This window comes from Streptomyces sp. NPDC002889 (assembly GCF_042888425.1).
GTDB lineage: Bacteria > Actinomycetota > Actinomycetes > Streptomycetales > Streptomycetaceae > Streptomyces.
Map to the genome: position 1 here is coordinate 19,633 of NZ_JBIAPT010000040.1, position 17,533 is coordinate 37,165.

Sequence of the window (17,533 nt, forward strand, 5' to 3'; positions counted from 1 at the left end):
TCATGGCACGGGACTTCTACGAGGTGCTGGGCGTGTCGCGGAGCGCGAGTCAGGACGAGATCCAGCAGGCATATCGCAAGCTCGCCCGCAAGTACCACCCCGACGTCAACAAGGACCCGGGGGCGGAGGAACGCTTCAAGGACCTCAACGAGGCGTACAGCGTCCTGTCGGACCCGAAGACCCGGGCTCGTTACGACCGCTTCGGCGAGGACTTCCGCAAGATCCCCGAGGACTTCGACGAACGGGTCGCGGCCGGAGCGGGCGGCGGCTTCCGCGGTCGGAGGACCGCGGGCGCGGGCGGCCCTCGTGTCCGGTACACCACCGGCTTCGGCGACGACTTCGCAGCGGAGGGTGTCGACATCGAGGACCTGCTCGGCTCCATGTTCGGAGCAGGCGCCGCCCGAGGCGGTGTACCGGGAGCCGACCAGGAGGCCGAGCTGCCGCTCACCGTCGAGGAGGCGTACAGGGGCGGCCGTCGCACCGTCACGCTCGCCGGTCCCACCGGGCAGCCGCGGCGGTACGAGGTCGACGTGCCGCCGGGCGTCACCGACGGGCAGCGCATCCGGCTGGCGGGCGAGGGCGGCCGGGGCAGCGGTGACGCCGCCGCGGGCGACCTGTACCTGCGGGTGCGTATCCAGCCCCACCCCCGGTTCCGGCTGGACGGCCGCGACGTGCACATCCAGGTCCCTGTCGCCCCCTGGGAGGCGGCCCTGGGTGCGACCGTGCCGGTGCCCACCCCCGGCGGCGGCACGGCCAAGGTCACCGTGCCCGCGGGTTCGTCCAGCGGCCGGCGGCTGCGGCTGCGTGGCGAGGGCATGCCGAACCCGCGCGGCGCGAACGGCGACCTGTACGCCGAACTCCGCATCGTGGTGCCGCCCACCCTCGGCGACCGGGAGCGCGAACTGTTCGAGGAGCTCGCCGCCACTTCCTCGTTCGACCCCAGGAGGACGCCATGAACGACCGACCCGCGGGAGCGGCAGGCGTCGGCCGGGCCGGCGGGGGCGCCCGTCCGGTACGAACGGGCGCCGACATCACCGCCTCGACGGCTGTCCGGTACGCGCTCGTGCCCGCCCCCAGGCTCTCCCTCGACACCGTGGCCCGTCGCTCGGGCCTCCACCCCGATCTGATCCGCCGGTTCGTCGCCCTCGGCCTGGTCGACGCCGAACGCGACGCCGCGGGGCACCTGGTGTTCGACCCCACGGCCCCGGCGGTTCTCGCCCGCATCCAGCGGCTGCGCACCGGACTCTGCCTCAACTACGCATCCATCGGCCTGGTGCTCGACCTGCTCGACCGCATCAGCCTGCTCGAAGCCGCCCTGCGCGGCCGCGGCACGAGGAGTGAAACACCCCCATGGACATGAACCGTCTCACCCAGAAGTCCCAGGAAGCCCTCCAGGAGGCCCAGACAGCGGCCGTCGGCATGGGGCACACCGAGGTCGACGGGGAACACCTGCTGCTCGCACTTCTCGATCAGGAGGACGGTCTGATCCCGCGGTTGCTGCAACAGGCCGGCACCGAGCCGAAGGAACTGCGCGCGGCCGTGCGCGAGGAACTCTCCCGCCGCCCGAAGGTCACCGGCCCCGGCGCGGCACCCGGCCAGGTCTTCGTCACCCAGCGCCTCGGCCGCCTGCTCGACGCCGCCGAACGGGAGGCCAAACGCCTCAAGGACGAGTACGTGTCCGTGGAGCACCTCCTGCTCGCCCTGGCTGAGGAGAGCTCTTCGACCGCCGCCGGGCGACTGCTCAAACAGGCCGGCATCACCAGGGACTCGTTCCTGAGCGCGCTCACCCAGGTCCGCGGCAACCAGCGCGTCACCTCCGCCAACCCCGAAGTGGCCTACGAGGCTCTGGAGAAGTACGGCCGCGACCTGGTCCTCGAGGCTCGGTCCGGGCGGCTGGACCCGGTCATCGGCCGTGACGCGGAGATCCGCCGCGTCACCCAGATCCTCAGCCGCAAGACCAAGAACAACCCCGTCCTCATCGGCGACCCCGGCGTCGGCAAGACCGCCATCGTCGAGGGCCTGGCCCAGCGCATCGTTCGCGGCGACGTCCCCGAGGGCCTGCGCGACAAGACGGTGTTCGCCCTCGACATGGGCTCCCTGGTCGCCGGCGCCAAGTACCGCGGGGAGTTCGAGGAACGCCTCAAGGCCGTGCTCAGCGAGGTCAAGGCCGCCCAGGGGCGCATCCTGCTCTTCGTCGACGAACTCCACACCGTCGTAGGAGCGGGCGCCGCCGAAGGGGCCATGGACGCGGGCAATATGCTCAAGCCGATGCTCGCCCGCGGCGAACTGCACATGATCGGCGCGACCACCCTGGACGAGTACCGCAAGCACATCGAGAAGGACGCCGCCCTCGAACGCCGCTTCCAACAGGTCCTGGTCGACGAGCCGAGCGTGGAGGACACCATCTCCATCCTGCGCGGACTGCGCGAACGCCTCGAGGTCTTCCACGGCGTGAAGATCCAGGACACCGCGCTGGTCTCCGCGGCCACCCTCAGCCACCGCTACATCACCGACCGGTTCCTGCCCGACAAGGCCATCGACCTCGTCGACGAGGCGTGCGCCCGGCTGCGTACCGAGATCGACTCGATGCCCGCCGAACTCGACGAGATCACCCGCCGCGTCACCCGCTTGGAGATCGAGGAAGCCGCCCTGTCCAAGGAGACCGACCCCGCCAGCAAAACCCGCCTGGAGGAGCTGCGCAGGGAACTTGCCGACCTGCGCGGCGAGGCCGACGCCAAACACGCCCAGTGGGAGGCCGAACGGCAGGCGATCCGCCGCGTGCAGGAACTGCGCCAGGAACTGGAGCAGGTCCGCCACGAGGCGGAGGAGGCCGAACGCGCCTACGACCTCAACCGCGCCGCCGAACTCCGCTACGGCCGACTCCAGGACCTGGAGCGCCGACTTGCCGCAGAGGAGGAGCAACTGGCCGCCAAGCAAGGGCAGAACCGGCTGCTGCGCGAGGTCGTCACCGAGGAGGAGATCGCCGACATCGTCGCCGCCTGGACCGGCATCCCCGTCGCCCGCCTCCAGGAGGGCGAACGCGAGAAACTGCTGCGCCTCGACGAGATCCTGCGCGAGCGCGTCATCGGCCAGGACGAGGCCGTCAAGCTCGTCGCCGACGCCATCATCCGCGCCCGCTCCGGCATCCGCGACCCTCGCCGCCCCATCGGCTCGTTCATCTTCCTCGGCCCCACCGGCGTCGGGAAGACCGAGCTGGCCAAGACCCTCGCCCGGACCCTGTTCGACTCCGAGGAGAACATGGTCCGCCTCGACATGAGCGAGTACCAGGAGCGGCACACCGTCAGCCGGCTCATGGGGGCCCCGCCCGGATACGTCGGCTACGAGGAGGGCGGCCAGCTCACCGAGGCCGTACGCCGCAAGCCGTACTCGGTCGTGCTGTTCGACGAGATCGAGAAGGCGCACACCGATGTCTTCAACACCCTGCTGCAGATCCTCGACGACGGCCGCATCACCGATGCTCAGGGCCGCACGGTCGACTTCCGCAACACCGTGGTCATCATGACGTCCAACATCGGCTCCGAGTACCTCCTCGACGGCGCCACCGCCGAGGGTGAGATCAAGCCGGACGCCCGCGCCCTGGTGATGGGTGAGCTGCGCGGGCACTTCCGCCCGGAGTTCCTCAACCGCGTCGACGACATCGTGCTGTTCAAGCCGCTCGGCGAGTCCCAGATCGAGCGGATCGTGGAGCTGCAGTTCGACGAGCTGCGGCAGCGGGTCGCAGAACGCCGCATCACCGTCGAACTCACGGACGCAGCCCGGGAGTTGATCGCCCACCAGGGCTATGACCCGGTGTACGGGGCCCGGCCGCTGCGGCGTTACATCTCCCACGAGGTCGAGACACTGGTCGGGCGCGCCCTGCTGCGCGGCGACGTCCAGGACGGCGCGACGGTCCGCGTCGACGCCGAGCACGGCGAGCTGGTGGTCACCTACGACCAGCCCGAGGACGTGAAGGGAGCGAGGGCGGCATGAGTACCGTGCACGCCACCAACGCCACCTGCCCGCACTGCGGGCGCACCAACCGGGTACCCGTGGCCGCCGAGGGCCGCCCCAGGTGCGGCAACTGCAAGCAGCCTCTGCCGTGGATGGCCGACGCGGGCGACGACGACTTCACCGAGGTCGTCGAGCAGGCCACCGTGCCCGTCGTCGTCGACCTGTGGGCCACCTGGTGCGGCCCCTGCCGCATGGTGAGCCCCGCGCTGGAGAAGGTCGCCGCCGATCTCGCGGGAAAGATCAAGCTGGTCAAGGTCGACATCGACAAGAACCCGCGCCTGGCGCGGCGGTTCGAGGTCCAGGCCGTACCGACGCTGCTGGTCCTCGACAAAGGACAGACCATCGCCCGACAGTCGGGTGCCGCACCTGCCCCTGCCCTGCGGCGGTGGGTGGAGCAGTCGATCGCGGGCCGCGAACCGGCCGGGAAAGGATGATCGGCCATGACCGTACGAACCGACCCCCACCTCGCCCTCGTACGCCCCGTCACCCCGCGCGCCCCGGGATGCGAGGAATGCCTGGCCACGCGTTCCCCCTGGGTCCACCTCAGGCTCTGCCTGACCTGCGGCCACGTCGGCTGCTGCGACTCCTCGCCGAACCGGCACGCCCGCCGTCACGCCGCCGCCGACGGCCATCCGATCGTGGCGTCGCTGGAGCCCGGCGAGGACTGGCGGTGGTGCTTCGTCCACGAGGCGCTCGTGTGATGCCCGGCGACGAGACGCGGCCGGGCGCTGCGCCTGTGCCGGACGAGGCGGAGGAGAGCGTCCCCTTCGAGACCCCCGACATCTACGGCGCCTATCCCCGCCTGTCGGACGACCAGATGGCCCGCCTGGCGCAGCATGGCCGGCGGCGCGCGGCTGACGCCGGTGACGTGCTGATCCGGGAGGGGGAGCGGTGCGAGACGTTCTACGTCGTCCTCAGTGGCTCGGTCGCCATCGTCGAGGGCTACGGCACACCCGGCGAACGCCTGCTGCGTGTGCACGGCCCTGGCCGCTTCATCGGCGAACTCGGCCTCCTGAACGGACAGGTGGCCTTCTACACCGCCGTGGTCAGGGACCCCGGCGAGATCCTCGCCCTGTCCATGGATCAGCTGCGTGACCTGGTGACCCGGGACTCCATCCTTGGTGATGTGGTGCTGCGCGCCTGCCTGGGCCGCCGTGCCCTGCTCGTCGGGCAGGGCGCCGGTTTCCGCATCATCGGCTCGCGCTACTCGCCCGACACCCGGCGGCTGCGCGAGTTCGCCGCCCGCAACCGGCTGCCGCACCGCTGGATCGATCTGGAGACGGACGAGGAGGCCGAGGCGCTGCTGCGCCGCTTCGCGGTCGGTCCGGAGCAGACGCCGCTGGTGATCTGGCGGGACACAACCCTGTTGCGCAATCCGAGCAACGCCGAACTGGCCCGGTTCATCGGTCTGCCGCCCCTGCCGTCGGGCAACGGCCGCGGCGATCTCCTCATCGTCGGCTCCGGTCCGGCCGGTCTCGCCGCCGCGGTGAACGCCGCCTCGGAGGGCCTCGGCACGACCGTGGTCGAGGCGATGGCCGCCGGCGGCCAGGCCGGGACGTCGTCCCGTATCGACAACTGCTTCGGCTTCCCCTCCGGCATCTCCGGCGCCGAACTCACCGAGCGCGCTGTGCTCCAGGCGGGCAAGTTCGGCGCCCGGATCAGCGTCCCGGCGGAGGCGGCCCGGCTCGAACGGCGGGACGGCCACTACGCCGTTGGGTTCGCCGACGGCAGCGAGATCACCGCCCGTACCGTCGTCCTGGCCACCGGCGCCCGCTACCGCCGCCTCCATGTGCCCGGCATCGAGCCGTTGGAGGGCGCGAGCGTCCACTACTCGGCGACCGTCTACGAGGCCCAGCAGTGCCGTACCGACCCGGTGGCGGTGGTCGGCGGCGGCAACTCCGCGGGGCAGGCCGTGCTCTTCCTGGCCGGGTACGCACCGCAGGTGTATCTGCTCGTCCGTGGGCCGAGCATCGAGGCGCACATGTCCCGCTACCTGATCGATCAGATCGAGCGCCACCCGCGGGTGCGCGTGCTGCTGCACACCGAGATGACCGAGGCACTCGGCGACAAGGCGCTGGAGGCGGTCACCGTGGTCGACCACCGTACGGGCGAGCACCGCCGCCTCGCGGTGCGGGCCCTGTTCGTCTTCACCGGCGCAGACCCTCACACCGATTGGCTGTCCGGCGCGCTCGCCCTCGACGCACGCGGCTTCGTGCTCACCGGCGCGGAGGCGCAGGCGTGCTCCGTTCCCGAACTGTGGCGGAGCCAGGGCCGCGACTGCCTGACCTTGGAGACCAGCCTGCCTGGCGTCTTCGCCGCCGGCGACGTCCGCAGCGGCTCGGTGAAGCGCGTGGCCTCCGCGGTTGGAGAAGGCGCGATGAGCATCCACTTCGTGCACCGCTACCTGGAGCACACGGCCGCGCCCGGCGGCACCGACAGCTCCCCGCACACCCGTCCGAAGGAGTCCGCTTGGCTCGCATGACACCCAGCGGGCGACGAGATCACGAGAAGGAGAAGGAGGCGATGGGAATGGCCACGCCCGTCCGGCGCCACCGCAGTGGTGCCATGCAGGACAGGCCCCTTGGCTGGGCACGCAATCCGCTGACGGAGTTCGACCAACTGCTCAGCGAGATGAGCGGGCTGATCGAATCCACGGTGGGAGGCGCGGCGCCGGCAGTCGCGTGGACACCCCTGGCGGATGTCACGGAGTCCGACGACGCCTTCCACGTCGAGATCGAACTCCCCGGCGTCAAGAGCAAGGACATCAACGTCGAAGCGAACGGCCAGGAGCTGGTGGTCACCGGAGAGATCAAGGAGAAGGAACGTAAAGGCGTTCTGCGCCGGAGCACCCGCCGCACCGGAGCCTTCGAGTACCGGCTGCGGCTGCCCGGAGAGGTCGACACCGAAAAGATCAATGCGCGGATGTCGGACGGAGTGCTCACCATCACCGTCCCCAAGGCCGAGGTCGCAAAGCCCCGGCACGTCGAGATCAGCGAGACGAGTGAAAGCACCGGGAGCAGCGGCTGAGACGCGAACGCCGCGGTTCCGGGCACCCATCCGGCACCGCGGCCGGGCCGGCGAGGCTCGACATCCGGGGTGACTCATGAACGACGTCCCGTGTCACAACCCCTCACGGCGGCGGAGACTTGGTACGCGGCTCCCCACCGGCTTCCTTTCGGCGCCGCAGACGCCAGGCGCGCAGCAGCCGAAGGGGGAGCAGACCCAGCGGTGCTCGCCGGCCCAGGTCCGCCTGGTCCTCGCGGTCGAATGCCCGTGCGTAACGCTCGGCGTCCTGGGCCGTCGGATATCGCTTGCTTCCCTCCGCTCCGCACCCACGCGCGCAGTGCCAGAGCATCGTGTCGCCCTCATGGAGAAAGCGAAAACGGTGTCCCAGCAGGCGGCAGCGCAGCACAGAAGACCACCCTATGGGGACCGGACCATTCCGGCCTGTTCTGTCCCTCCACAGGCAACAGCCCATGGCCCTGAACGAGGAGGCATGGCATGACCACCACTGCCGAGCTCGGTGTCGTCACGACCAAGGTCCCCGCCCGGCTTGACCGGCTACCGTGGTCCCGATTCCATTGGCGGATCGTCATCGGGCTGGGAACCGTCTGGATTCTGGACGGACTCGAAGTGACGATCGTCGGGGCGGTCGCCGCCCGTATGACCGAGCCGGGCAGCGGCATCGACCTGACCAGCTCCGACATAGGCACTGCCGCCGCCATCTACGTGGCAGGCGCATGTGCGGGCGCTCTCCTGTTCGGGAGGCTCACCGACCGCTACGGGCGCAAGAAGCTGTTCATGCTCACGCTCGGCATCTACGTCCTCGCCACCGTCGCGACCGCGTTCGCTCACGACGCCTGGTACCTCTACCTCGCCCGTTTCATCACCGGTATGGGCATCGGCGGAGAGTATGCCGCGATCAACTCGGCCGTCGACGAGCTGATTCCGGCCCGTAACCGCGGGCAGGTGGATCTGGCGATCAACGGCAGCTACTGGGTCGGTGCGGCGGTCGGCAGCCTGGTCGCCGTGCTGCTTCTCAACGAGAGTCTGCTGGCAGCCGACCTCGGCTGGCGGCTGGCCTTCGGCCTGGGCGGCGTTCTGGGCCTGGGCATCATGCTGGTACGCCGCCATGTGCCGGAAAGTCCGCGCTGGCTGTTCATCCACGGGCATGAAGACGAGGCTGAACGCATCGTCGACCGGATCGAGGCCGAGGTGCGCCAGGAGACCGACCGTGAGCTGCCGGAACCTGGCGAGGCGGTCACCGTACGGCAGCGCGACGTCATCCCGTTCAGGGAGATCGCCGGCGTGGCTCTTCGGCGGTACCCGCGTCGCGCCGTTCTCGGTCTGGCGCTCTTCGTCGGACAGGCGTTCCTGTACAACGCGATCGTCTTCGACCTGGGCACGATCCTGAACGGCTTCTTCGACATCGGCTCCGGCTCGATCCCCTACTTCCTTGCCCTCTTCGCGATCGCCAACTTCCTCGGACCACTCCTTCTCGGCCGGCTCTTCGACACCGTTGGCAGAAAGCCGATGATCGCGGGCACCTACTTCGGCTCGGCGGCCGTGGCGGCCGTCCTCGCCGTCCTGCTGATCAACGGCTCCCTGACGACATGGTCGTTCTTCCTGCTGGTCTCGCTGACCTTCTTCGTGGCGTCCGCCGGAGCGAGCTCGGCCTACCTGACGGTGAGCGAGGTCTTCCCCATGGAGACCCGGGCCCTGTCCATCTCGCTGTTCTTCGCGATCGGCACGGCCGTGGGCGGAATCACCGGCCCGCTGCTGTTCGGCCACTTGATTCACAGTGGCAATGCCGACCTGGTGGCCATCGGCTTCCTCGTCGGAGCGGCAGCCATGGCCCTGGGCGGGCTGGCCGAGGTCTTCTTCGGTGTCCGGGCCGAACAACAGTCCCTGGAGAACATCGCCCGGCCGCTCACCGCTGAGGAAACCGAGGCAGCCTGGCGCAACGAGCCCGCGCCACAGGACGCACGAGACCGTCTCCGGCCCGCGCACGTCCGGCAGGCCGCGCACGAGCGGGAACTGCGGATCGCCGATCGCACCGCCCGCCGCCGGGAGCGGGAGCGCGCCGGAGCCCGCCGCTACCGCCCGGGCACCGGACCGGGCAGCACCCTGTACTCGCCGGGGATGGCCGGCACCGCGGGCACGGCAAGCCGTACGTCCGCCATGGCCGAACAACGCCTCGACGAAGAGATCGAACAGATCACCCACGTGCTCCAAGAAGCCGGTCCGACGAGCCGCGACCGACTCGAACAGGCCGTGGGCGGCCGTTCCTGGGGCCCCGGGCGCTTCCGCCGTGCCCTGCGTGAGTCCGAGCGGGAGTCCCGGGCCAAGAGCCTTGCGAACGGCAGCTACGCGCCGGCGGACCGACCCGGACGGCCCGACAGCGCACCGGGCGACCCCGATGACCAGCGGTGACCGGAGCGGGCAGAAGGAAGGCAGCGATGAAATACGACGGATTCCTCGCCCGTGTACGCGAGCTGGGCGAATACAACGACCAGGACGAAGCCGCGGACGTCACCAACGCCGTGCTGGAAGTGCTGGCCCAACGGATCAGCCCGGGAGAGGTCAATGACCTCGCATCCCAGCTGCCCGGCCCGCTGGGACAAGTTCTGGACCATGCCACGCCGCAGCAGGCGCGGAGCTTCGGGATCGAAGAGTTCTACCGCCGGGTCGCCGAGCGCACCCATGCCCGGCCGCGTACGGCGCAGTGGGACGCCAGCGCGGTCCTGACCACCGTTGCCGACGCTGTCACCGGCGGAGAGCTGAATCAGATCATCAGCCAACTCCCCTCCAGTTACGCGGTCCTGTTCGGCAAGGCCGACCTCGCGGACTGAGCCCGTGAGGCGCCCCGAACGAAAGGCCCACGGAAATGGTTGAGACAGGTTTCTCCTCGTTCGACACCATGGTGGACAAGGCCAATCGGCTCCTCAAGGACGTCGAGGAGGCCTTCGAATGGCCTAAGGAACGGCGCAAGCAGTCGTACGCGGCACTCCGGGCCGTGCTGCACCCGCTCCGGGATCGTCTCCCGGTCGAGACGGCCGTACAGTTCGGCGCCCAGCTGCCGACCATCGTCAGGGGCGTCTACTACGACGGCTGGAAGCCGGCCGAGACGCCCATAAAGATGAGCAACGAGGAGTTCTTCGCACGGGTCCGGAGCGAATTCCCCTATGCGGTCGAGGGCGGCACCGAGAAGCTGGTGCGTACCGTACTGAAATCTCTGGAGCGCCATGTGAGCGTCGGCGAATGGCAGCACGTCAAATCCCGGGTGCCGAACTCGTTTGCCGCGCTCCTGCCGTGATCCGGCGGAGGAGATGATGAGCGCGGCCCAGCGCCCCGAGCAGGCCTGCGGCGCCCCGGCCATCCCAGCACCTAGGTCGCGGGTGGTTGCCGAGCGCGATGATCGTCTGACAGTCCGGGGGGATGGATTTCGTGGTTCTGCTGCCGGAGTGTGCGACGGGTTCAAAACGCTCTGTCCGGATCTTCCGGGAGGGGCGGCCGTGGATGACGTGCTGGAGCGGATCCCCGCACGGCGGGGCGGAACTCGATGCGGCGGAGGAACGGCTGGCCAAGGAACTGGAAGCGGTCCGGGCTGAAGGGGAGGAACTCGGCTGCGCGGAGCGGGTGCTCATCCGGCTGAACGCGCAGATCGAAGCGGAGGCGGACGAGACGTCTGGGCCGGCTGCCGGGCAGGTGGCGGGCCCGGCGGTGCTGCTGGTGCCGCACCGGGAGAAGGGCATGGACGGGACCGCCGGGCAGTTCCGCAGGTGATGCCAGCTGGGCTGCTCTGACCAGTTCCTCCAGCAGCCGCTCCCCGGACCCGACGGACATGTTCCTGTCCATGCCATCGATGATCCCTGCGAGGTCGAGCCGCCACAATCTGAGCTCTCCGACACCCGAGATGTGGGCCGATCAGCCTGGGGTGCTGGGGCTTGCCCTTGCGGATTGGTCGGGCTTCGGGATCGGCCTACGACACCAGCCGGTCGGGGATCGTGCGAGCCCCGCAAGCCGCACAGCGGTCTGCTCCAGCAGCCGGCGGGTGCCCCCGCGGTCTCAGCCAGCGGGCGTTGCGCTCACCGCAGGACGAGTTCGACGTGTACGCGGCGCTGCAGCGGGCTCTGGACCGCCTGGCGCCGCTGGCGGAGGTCACGACCGCTCTCGGCAGCACCCTGGACGTGGACGAGGCCCTGCGGCGGGCCAGCAGGATCGTTGCGGCAGCCGAGGAAGCGGAGCGCGCTGACGCTGTTTGGCCGTGGCCTGCACCGCCTGGTCCGGTCGCCACTCACAGCAGGAGGTCGAAGACGGCTCGGGCCTCGTCCCAGTGCTGGGTCCGGGGGTTCTTCAGGTCGGGGTGGAGGATCTTGAAGCTCTGGGCAAGGGCCAGGCTGAGTCCGCCGATGATGTCCGGATAGGCCGCCTCGGTCTCCTCGTCGGGCGTGCGGTCCAGAGCGGGGTGGGCGGCGAGCTGTTCCAGGATCGGCTTGAGTTCTACTTCCTGGTCGATCTTCCGGAAGTGGTGAATGCTCTCCTGCAGGCCTTTCGTGATCGGTAGGTCACAGGTCCGGATGATGTCGCGCCCGTTGGCCTTGGCAGTGGCCTGGGCGACGGTCAGCAGATCGTAGAGCTTGGCGTCGACGAAGTCGCTGTAGCGCTTGAGATCGTTCTTGTCGACGTCCAGCCCCGCGGCCGCGCGGAAGAACCTTTCGAACCTGGCGATGGACATCACGGTCATGACGGCAACCTCCGGCTGCGGGCGCCGGGGTGGTTCCCGGCCCCCTGGGCTTCCCAGTCAGCCTGGCCGACGGGGGCGCGCGAACGCATGCGCATGTCGGGCCCAATTAGCCTCCCTGTATTGCCCTGCCAGGCCGAGGCGTCCGACTGCCCGGGCAGTCGGACGGGCGTGCGGATCGACAGCAGGGTGAACACTGAGTGGGAGCCGGCCCTGTGTGGGAAGACGAGGAGATCTGGCCGTACCGCCTGCACCTGCTGGCGGAGGCCAGCGTGTCACGCGGCGTCGACGTTACCTCGGCGGCATCTGTGGGCACTTGCGATCGCGGGGGCAGCCGACGAGGAGGGTCCAGTCATGCGGGTGTCGTCTCAGGGCGTTACGGTCGTGGCTCTCCTGGCGGATCCGGACGCGCCGACGGAGATCGCGCAGCGCATGGCCCAGACACTTCCTACTCGGCTCGCCGACAAGTCAGGCCAGGGGCGACAATTCGACGTCGAGGTGGTCAGTGAGCCCTTCACCTCAGGGACCGAGGACCCGCCCACCTTGATGCGCCGGATCATGGACCGCGGAAGTGCGGAGAATTGGGATATCGTCGTGGCCCTCACCGACCTTCCGCTGCACTCACACGGGCGCAAGCTCGTTGTGAATCTGAGTCACGAACACGGCTTGGCGCTGCTGTCTCTTCCTTCACTGGGGGGCTTGCGGCTGCAGACGAAGGCCCGGCGGGCCGTGGAGGAAGCCGTGCTTGGCTTGGCGGGTCCGCAGGCCACTGGGGCTGAAGGACCTCCGCAAAGTCAGCCGCTGCTGGGGCCCTTTGCCGGTCGTCTCACGCCTATTCATCCGGGCCCGGTCGGTGAGGAGCAGACCGCCGATCTTCGGTACGTCGTCAGCGGGCCGCGCGGTTACCTGAGGGTGCTCTTCGGTATGGTCCGCGCCAACCGGCCGTGGCGGTTGGTGCCGGGCTTGTCGAAAGCCCTGGCGGCCGCACTCGCCACGGGAGCCATCGCCACCGTGAACTCCACCACCTGGAGCCTGGCTGACAACCTGAGCACGCCACGCCTCGTGATCGCCATGGTCGGATCTGTAGGGATCATGATCGGCTGGCTGATCGTAGACGCGCAGCTGTGGCATCGATCAGCAGAGGGCTCGCCGGAGGAGAGGCAGAGGGCGAGGCTCTACAACGCCTCGACGGTCATGACCGTGGGTATCGGGGTTCTCGTCTGCTACGGAGGTTTGATGGTCATCAACTTGGTGTGGGCGCTGTTCATCCTCAACGACCGAGTGTTCGCTTCCGTGACACGAACCCCGCTGCACGCCGCGGAGTACTTGACGTTGTCCTGGTTCGTCGCTTCGGTCGCCACCGTGGGCGGCGCGCTGGGATCAGGCTTGGAGAGCGACGAAGCGATCCGGGCAGCCGCCTACTCCAAGCGCGAACAGGAACGTCGTCACACGCTCCAAGGCGACCCCGGTGACCAGCCCTCGAAGTGAACCGATACCGGCACAAATGGCTCCCGGACGCGCGTGCGGCATCGCCGCTCACCGCTGCCGGCGTACCGGGAGTTCGGGCTACACGCGGCGGTCCTTCGGACCCGCCCACGCCCGCTGAACGAGAGCCGCTCCCCTCAACCGGTGGGCGACACGCACCAGGCTAAGCATGGGCAGCGACAGCAGCGCGATGTGCTCCGGCGGGTTGATCATGGCGATGACGGGGCGGGTGTTGTCCCCGGTAGGCCAGGTCCGTCACCGGCCATCCCGGATCGGCCACGAGGACGATGCCGAGCCGCGGCCGCTGGGGCTGAGCAGGCGGCGCTGGGGATGTGGTCATCGATCGCCCTGCACGCGAGGGTGCCGGTTTGTGAGTGCAGGTCGGCCCGGGGCCGCGCGCCCGCCGAGCGCGGCGCCGCCAAGAGGCGACCGCGCGGCCGGCGCGACCCGGCAGGGCGTTCCGGCTAGGCTCACACCCGTGACGTGGCTGCGGACCTTTGGGGAGGTCGTGCGATCCGGGCTCACGATCGAGGAGACGCGGCTGGAGCCCCTGCTCGCGCTGCGCACGGCTGCTGGGGTGGCGATCGTCATCGGGCCGGCGCTGTGGCTGGTCTCCCCTGCGTACGCCGCGTCCGCCGCCCTCGGTGCCTACTCCGCGGGTGGGGCCACCTTCCAGCGCACCTGGCGTCCACGCAAGGTGATCGCGCTCGGCGCGGGCGCGGGTCTGGCGCTCAGCACCTTCGTGGGCTACCTGGCGGCGGGGCGACTCGTGACGTTCCTCCCACTGCTGGCCGTATGGGCCTTTGTCGCGGGGATGGCGTGGGCCGTCGGATCGACCGCCGGGATCGTCGCAGCGACGACCGTCGGCAGCATGCTGGTAACCATCACCCTGCCCACGAGCGTCGGGCGAGCCCTGGAGCACGCCGGGATCATCGCGCTCGGAGGCGTGGCGCAGGCCGTGCTGATCTTGCTGTTCCCGATCCGCCGTTGGGGGGCGCATCGTGACGCGCTCGCCGACGCCCTGGCCGCCATGGCGGACTACGCCCGCCGGCTGCGGCACGACCCGACCGCCCCGTTCGACCCGGAGCCGTTGATGACGGCCCGGGACGCGGCCGCCGTGACGCCATCACAGGCCCGCACCCGTCCCCCCGTCCTCCACGGCCCCCGGGGCCTCGCCGAGCGCATTCGGCCGGTCGTCGCCGCGCTCGCCGACCCGGACGTCGGCGCCCCGGCGGAGGGACCCGGGCGGGACCGCGCGCGGGAGTTGCTCGACGCGGCCGCCGACGTCCTGGACGCGGCCGCCCGTTCGATCCGCCGCGGCACTCCCGCCGAGGTGCCGCCCAGGACCGCGGACGTCCTGCGCGTCGACGAGGAGCACGAGGTGCTGGAGGGGCCCGCCCGGCAGGCCGCCGAGCGGCTCGTGGAACTGCTCGGCGAGGCGTTGGAGATCGCCGGGAGCGGCGGCGCGCGCGGGAAGACGCCCACGCCGCCCGGCCCCGCAGGCGCCCAGTTCCTGGTGCGCCCGACAATGTTCCGGCTGCTCCCGGTCGTCGTCCGGGCGGTCCGCCGTGAGCTTCGCCGGGACTCGCCCGTGTTCCGGCACGCCGTCCGCCTGGCGGCGGTGGCCACGCTCGGCTATCTGATCGCCACCCGGCTGCCCCTGGGCCACGGCTACTGGGCGCCCATCGCCTCGGTGATGGTGATGCGGCCGGACTTCCACCGGACGTACGCGCGTGCGGTGGCCCGTCTCGCCGGGACCCTGGCGGGGGTCGCGCTCGCCACCGGGATGGTGCGGGCCCTGGGCCCGGACGCCCATGTGTTCGGCGCGCTGGCGGTGGTCTCGGCGGGCCTGTCGTACACGCTGATCCGTACCGGCTATGCCTACTCCCAGTGCTTCACTGCCGCATACGTCGTCTTCCTGCTCGGCATGGGCGGCCAGGCATGGGAGCAGACGGTCCCGGAGCGGGTGGTGCTCACCCTGCTCGGCGGGGCCCTGGCAATGCTGGCGTACGTGGTGTTCCCCGCATGGGAGACGCCCCGGCTGCCGGGGCGACTTGCGGACTGGCTCGCCGCCAACGGCCGCTACGCGGCCGCGGTGCTCCGCAGCTACGCCGAACCGACCCAGGAGCATCGCGCCGACATGCGCAGGGCCCTGCTGGCGAGCAGGGAGGCACGTGCCGCCTGGCAGGAGGCCTACGACCAGGCAAGGCAGGAACCGGTCCGCCCCAGGGGCCTGACGTCGCGCGAGGCGGAGGAGGCGCAGGAGGCGCTCAAGGGGTTCGGCCGGGCGGCGATGCTCATGGAGAGCCACGTCCCGCGGGCCGACAGCCGTTTCGTCCCCGAGGCGGAGCTGGTTCGCCGAGGCCCTGGAGGCCGACACCGCGCAGGCGGCAGTCGACGTGCGCGAGCACAGGAATCCGGACTGGGGGCGCGTGGAGGAGGCGCTCCACGCGTGGGAGGGCTCTGCCGCCGGGGACCGGAGACCGGTCGTGCGGCGCGAGGCGGAACTACAGAAGCGAGCCTTGGAGGACCTCGCGACGGCCGTGAGCCGCACACCCCTGGAACGAGACGTCGGCTCTGCTCGCGAGGAGCAGCGGGTGCGGGCGGCCGTGGCTGCGGAAGGTGACGGATCAGGACCCGCGCACCGGGGTGGGTGACGGCTCCGGCGACGGTGAGCGTCCCGCCTCCTGGAGCGGGAAGTAGTCTCCCGGCCGCGTCGAGCGCCGCCACACGTACGCCGCTGTCGCCATCACGAGGATCAGCCCCGCCAGGACGAGCAGTTCGATCCCCTCGACGTTCCACCGGAAGGACTTCTCCGCCTCGGCCGTCACGATCAGCACCTTGCGGATGCCGGCAATCAGGCCGACGACGAGGAACGGCTCCGCGTCGAGGGTCTGGTTCCTGATGGTGAGGCGGACGGTGTGGAGCAGCTCGGCCACGATGAACAGCACAAGGCCGTTGTCCAGGGCGGAGAGAACGACCGTCTCCTCGCGGTACGGCCCCTGGATCGACCTGATGACGTCGTGGACGACCCCCACGGTCAGGAGCCCCGCGAGCAGTACGAGGAGCGCCGCGACGACGAGGTGGATGCCGTCCTCGATGAGCTGCAGGACGCCCTGTACCCGGCCGCCCTCGATCTTCGGGGGAATAGGTCGCACAGTCAGCATGCTAGTGGTGCCCCGGCCCGCAGGCGCGGCGTGCTGCCGAACGGGTGGACGAGCGGGTCCCTCCCTGTGGTGGCAGCCTGAGGGAAGGGGCGAGGCGCGACATCACCACCCGCGTCTCCAACCGCCTGCGAGGCCTGCTGACACAGATCCATCCGCACCTTGAGCGGGTTCTCGGCCCGCGCCCGCTCGCTGTAGTTCCCCCGCGGGTGGTTGGCCTGCTCAGGATGATCTCCACGGCGTGCTGCCACCTCATCGCCAGGCCGCTTTCCTCGCATCGCCGCCAGGGCGTGGCCGACGAACGTGGGTCGGGAGACGAGGGTGTACGTGCGCGTGGCTGCCCCCTTTCATCGGGTCACCCTAACGAGACACATGATCGCGTGGATAAGTCCTATTTGGCGGAGGGGAAAGGCGCGAGTCTCCGGTTGTTGTCGCGCTTCTTCAGGGCCAGGTTCTCGTAGTACAGGTTCGCGGTGACCGCCGCGAGTGCGTCGAGTTTGCTCTGAAGTTCGGTCACCGTCGCTTTCGCCTCACGAAGCTGTCTGCGTAATACGGCAATGGTCTCGTCGCGGGCAGTCTCGCCCGGGGTGCGCAGCACGGGGCAGGCGACCTGGGCGTCCCATTCGGCCAGGACGTTCTGGGCCCGGTGCATGGTGGCGTGGCTGACCTGGGCCTCGCGGGCGAGGTTGGATTTGCTCAGTGCGCCGCTGGTGTGCTGAGGCTGGCCGGCCAGCAGCCGGGCCATGGCGGCGCGTAGTTTCGACTCGGTGGCGGCAGAGACGGGCATCAGGGGCTGTCTTCCTGTGGGTTGAGCGCATGGGTGATGCGCTGGGACGTCGGCGAGGCGTCTTGTCGAACTTCGGCGGGCGGCCGCCGCGCGAGCCGAGTCTCTTGCGGTTGCGCAGGTGGTCGGCCTTGTCCGGGATGGTGCAGAGGATCCCGCGCCTGCGCAGGTAGGCGCGGTTCTTGCGGGAGGCGTACGCCTTGTCGGCCCGCACTCGGTCCGGCCGGGTACGCGGCCTGCCCGGCCCCATACGACGTACCTGGATCTTCTTCAGAACGGGCTCGAACTGCGGGGAGTCCCCGCGCTGCCCGGCCGTGATCACGATCGACATGGGTTTCTGGCCCT

The 17,533-nt window shown here is 70.1% G+C and carries 15 protein-coding genes and 3 pseudogenes; 13 read left to right on the forward strand and 5 right to left on the reverse strand.

What is annotated here, in order from left to right:
* Positions 1-2: 2 nt before the first annotated feature.
* The 11 genes from ACFYWI_RS36400 (at position 3) to ACFYWI_RS36450 (ending at position 10,797) form a co-directional block, all read left to right on the forward strand.
* On the forward strand, positions 3-956 hold the full coding sequence (locus tag ACFYWI_RS36400; RefSeq protein WP_389240102.1) for a DnaJ C-terminal domain-containing protein: 954 nt from the start codon (positions 3-5) through the stop codon (positions 954-956).
* A complete protein-coding gene (locus ACFYWI_RS36405; RefSeq protein WP_389240104.1) occupies positions 953-1,360 on the forward strand; it encodes a chaperone modulator CbpM in 408 nt (135 codons plus the stop codon). Before ACFYWI_RS36400 ends, ACFYWI_RS36405 begins: the two co-directional genes overlap by 4 nt.
* Positions 1,351-3,990 carry an ATP-dependent chaperone ClpB gene (gene clpB / locus ACFYWI_RS36410; protein ID WP_389240106.1) on the forward strand — a complete coding sequence of 880 codons (2,640 nt, stop codon included), beginning with the start codon at positions 1,351-1,353 and terminating at the stop codon, positions 3,988-3,990. The genes ACFYWI_RS36405 and clpB overlap by 10 nt, the downstream gene beginning before the upstream one ends.
* Positions 3,987-4,445, forward strand: a complete 459-nt coding sequence (trxA, locus tag ACFYWI_RS36415) for a thioredoxin (RefSeq protein ID WP_389240109.1) — start codon at positions 3,987-3,989, stop codon at positions 4,443-4,445. The genes clpB and trxA overlap by 4 nt, the downstream gene beginning before the upstream one ends.
* Positions 4,446-4,451: 6 nt before the next feature.
* Positions 4,452-4,712 carry a UBP-type zinc finger domain-containing protein gene (locus tag ACFYWI_RS36420; protein WP_210583855.1) on the forward strand — a complete coding sequence of 87 codons (261 nt, stop codon included), beginning with the start codon at positions 4,452-4,454 and terminating at the stop codon, positions 4,710-4,712.
* Positions 4,712-6,493: an FAD-dependent oxidoreductase gene (locus tag ACFYWI_RS36425; protein WP_389240112.1), complete on the forward strand. Its 1,782-nt coding sequence runs from the start codon at positions 4,712-4,714 to the stop codon at positions 6,491-6,493. The genes ACFYWI_RS36420 and ACFYWI_RS36425 overlap by 1 nt, the downstream gene beginning before the upstream one ends.
* Positions 6,494-6,540: 47 nt before the next feature.
* The gene (locus ACFYWI_RS36430) at positions 6,541-7,038 is read left to right on the forward strand and encodes an Hsp20/alpha crystallin family protein (RefSeq protein ID WP_389240136.1); all 498 of its coding nucleotides are present in this window, start codon (positions 6,541-6,543) and stop codon (positions 7,036-7,038) included.
* A gap of 474 nt (positions 7,039-7,512) precedes the next feature.
* The gene (locus ACFYWI_RS36435; protein ID WP_389240114.1) at positions 7,513-9,444 is read left to right on the forward strand and encodes an MFS transporter; all 1,932 of its coding nucleotides are present in this window, start codon (positions 7,513-7,515) and stop codon (positions 9,442-9,444) included.
* A gap of 26 nt (positions 9,445-9,470) precedes the next feature.
* Complete coding sequence (locus tag ACFYWI_RS36440; RefSeq protein WP_389240116.1) at positions 9,471-9,863, forward strand: DUF2267 domain-containing protein; 393 nt, start codon at positions 9,471-9,473, stop codon at positions 9,861-9,863.
* Positions 9,864-9,898: 35 nt separating this feature from the next.
* Positions 9,899-10,327 carry a DUF2267 domain-containing protein gene (locus tag ACFYWI_RS36445; RefSeq protein WP_389240119.1) on the forward strand — a complete coding sequence of 143 codons (429 nt, stop codon included), beginning with the start codon at positions 9,899-9,901 and terminating at the stop codon, positions 10,325-10,327.
* A 203-nt stretch (positions 10,328-10,530) separates the two neighbouring features.
* A complete protein-coding gene (locus tag ACFYWI_RS36450; protein WP_389240122.1) occupies positions 10,531-10,797 on the forward strand; it encodes a hypothetical protein in 267 nt (88 codons plus the stop codon).
* Between the two features lie 136 nt (positions 10,798-10,933).
* Here the strand turns inward: ACFYWI_RS36450 and ACFYWI_RS36455 are convergent.
* Together ACFYWI_RS36455 and ACFYWI_RS36460 are read right to left on the reverse strand one after the other, a co-directional pair.
* A pseudogene (locus ACFYWI_RS36455) lies at positions 10,934-11,070 on the reverse strand (ISNCY family transposase); the annotation flags it as partial.
* Between the two features lie 238 nt (positions 11,071-11,308).
* Positions 11,309-11,758, reverse strand: coding sequence for a DUF1931 family protein (locus ACFYWI_RS36460; RefSeq protein WP_389240124.1), 450 nt, complete (start codon positions 11,756-11,758; stop codon positions 11,309-11,311).
* A 351-nt stretch (positions 11,759-12,109) separates the two neighbouring features.
* Here ACFYWI_RS36460 and ACFYWI_RS36465 point away from each other — a divergent pair, with 351 nt between their 5' ends.
* A complete protein-coding gene (locus ACFYWI_RS36465) occupies positions 12,110-13,243 on the forward strand; it encodes a hypothetical protein (RefSeq protein WP_389240127.1) in 1,134 nt (377 codons plus the stop codon).
* Positions 13,244-13,718: 475 nt separating this feature from the next.
* Positions 13,719-15,897: pseudogene (locus tag ACFYWI_RS36470) on the forward strand (FUSC family protein).
* Here ACFYWI_RS36470 and ACFYWI_RS36475 read toward each other — a convergent pair.
* The 3 genes and pseudogenes from ACFYWI_RS36475 to ACFYWI_RS36485 form a co-directional block, all read right to left on the reverse strand.
* Entirely contained in the window at positions 15,871-16,407 is a 537-nt protein-coding gene (locus ACFYWI_RS36475) for a phosphate-starvation-inducible PsiE family protein (protein ID WP_389240130.1), read from the reverse strand. The pseudogene ACFYWI_RS36470 and the gene ACFYWI_RS36475 overlap by 27 nt on opposite strands.
* Positions 16,408-16,795: 388 nt before the next feature.
* Positions 16,796-17,191, reverse strand: coding sequence for a hypothetical protein (locus ACFYWI_RS36480; RefSeq protein WP_389240133.1), 396 nt, complete (start codon positions 17,189-17,191; stop codon positions 16,796-16,798).
* 64 nt (positions 17,192-17,255) lie between these two features.
* Positions 17,256-17,533: pseudogene (locus ACFYWI_RS36485) on the reverse strand (transposase); the annotation flags it as partial.

Bases quoted from the DNA above. Each gene is read 5' to 3' on its own strand.
- ACFYWI_RS36400 (WP_389240102.1), top strand. From the start codon at position 3: ATGGCACGGGACTTCTACGAGGTGCTGGGCGTGTCGCGGAGCGCGAGT.
- ACFYWI_RS36405 (WP_389240104.1), top strand. From the start codon at position 953: ATGAACGACCGACCCGCGGGAGCGGCAGGCGTCGGCCGGGCCGGCGGG.
- clpB (WP_389240106.1), top strand. From the start codon at position 1,351: ATGGACATGAACCGTCTCACCCAGAAGTCCCAGGAAGCCCTCCAGGAG.
- trxA (WP_389240109.1), top strand. From the start codon at position 3,987: ATGAGTACCGTGCACGCCACCAACGCCACCTGCCCGCACTGCGGGCGC.
- ACFYWI_RS36420 (WP_210583855.1), top strand. From the start codon at position 4,452: ATGACCGTACGAACCGACCCCCACCTCGCCCTCGTACGCCCCGTCACC.
- ACFYWI_RS36425 (WP_389240112.1), top strand. From the start codon at position 4,712: ATGCCCGGCGACGAGACGCGGCCGGGCGCTGCGCCTGTGCCGGACGAG.
- ACFYWI_RS36430 (WP_389240136.1), top strand. From the start codon at position 6,541: ATGGCCACGCCCGTCCGGCGCCACCGCAGTGGTGCCATGCAGGACAGG.
- ACFYWI_RS36435 (WP_389240114.1), top strand. From the start codon at position 7,513: ATGACCACCACTGCCGAGCTCGGTGTCGTCACGACCAAGGTCCCCGCC.
- ACFYWI_RS36440 (WP_389240116.1), top strand. From the start codon at position 9,471: ATGAAATACGACGGATTCCTCGCCCGTGTACGCGAGCTGGGCGAATAC.
- ACFYWI_RS36445 (WP_389240119.1), top strand. From the start codon at position 9,899: ATGGTTGAGACAGGTTTCTCCTCGTTCGACACCATGGTGGACAAGGCC.
- ACFYWI_RS36450 (WP_389240122.1), top strand. From the start codon at position 10,531: ATGACGTGCTGGAGCGGATCCCCGCACGGCGGGGCGGAACTCGATGCG.
- ACFYWI_RS36460 (WP_389240124.1), bottom strand. From the start codon at position 11,758: ATGACCGTGATGTCCATCGCCAGGTTCGAAAGGTTCTTCCGCGCGGCC.
- ACFYWI_RS36465 (WP_389240127.1), top strand. From the start codon at position 12,110: ATGCGGGTGTCGTCTCAGGGCGTTACGGTCGTGGCTCTCCTGGCGGAT.
- ACFYWI_RS36475 (WP_389240130.1), bottom strand. From the start codon at position 16,407: ATGCTGACTGTGCGACCTATTCCCCCGAAGATCGAGGGCGGCCGGGTA.
- ACFYWI_RS36480 (WP_389240133.1), bottom strand. From the start codon at position 17,191: ATGCCCGTCTCTGCCGCCACCGAGTCGAAACTACGCGCCGCCATGGCC.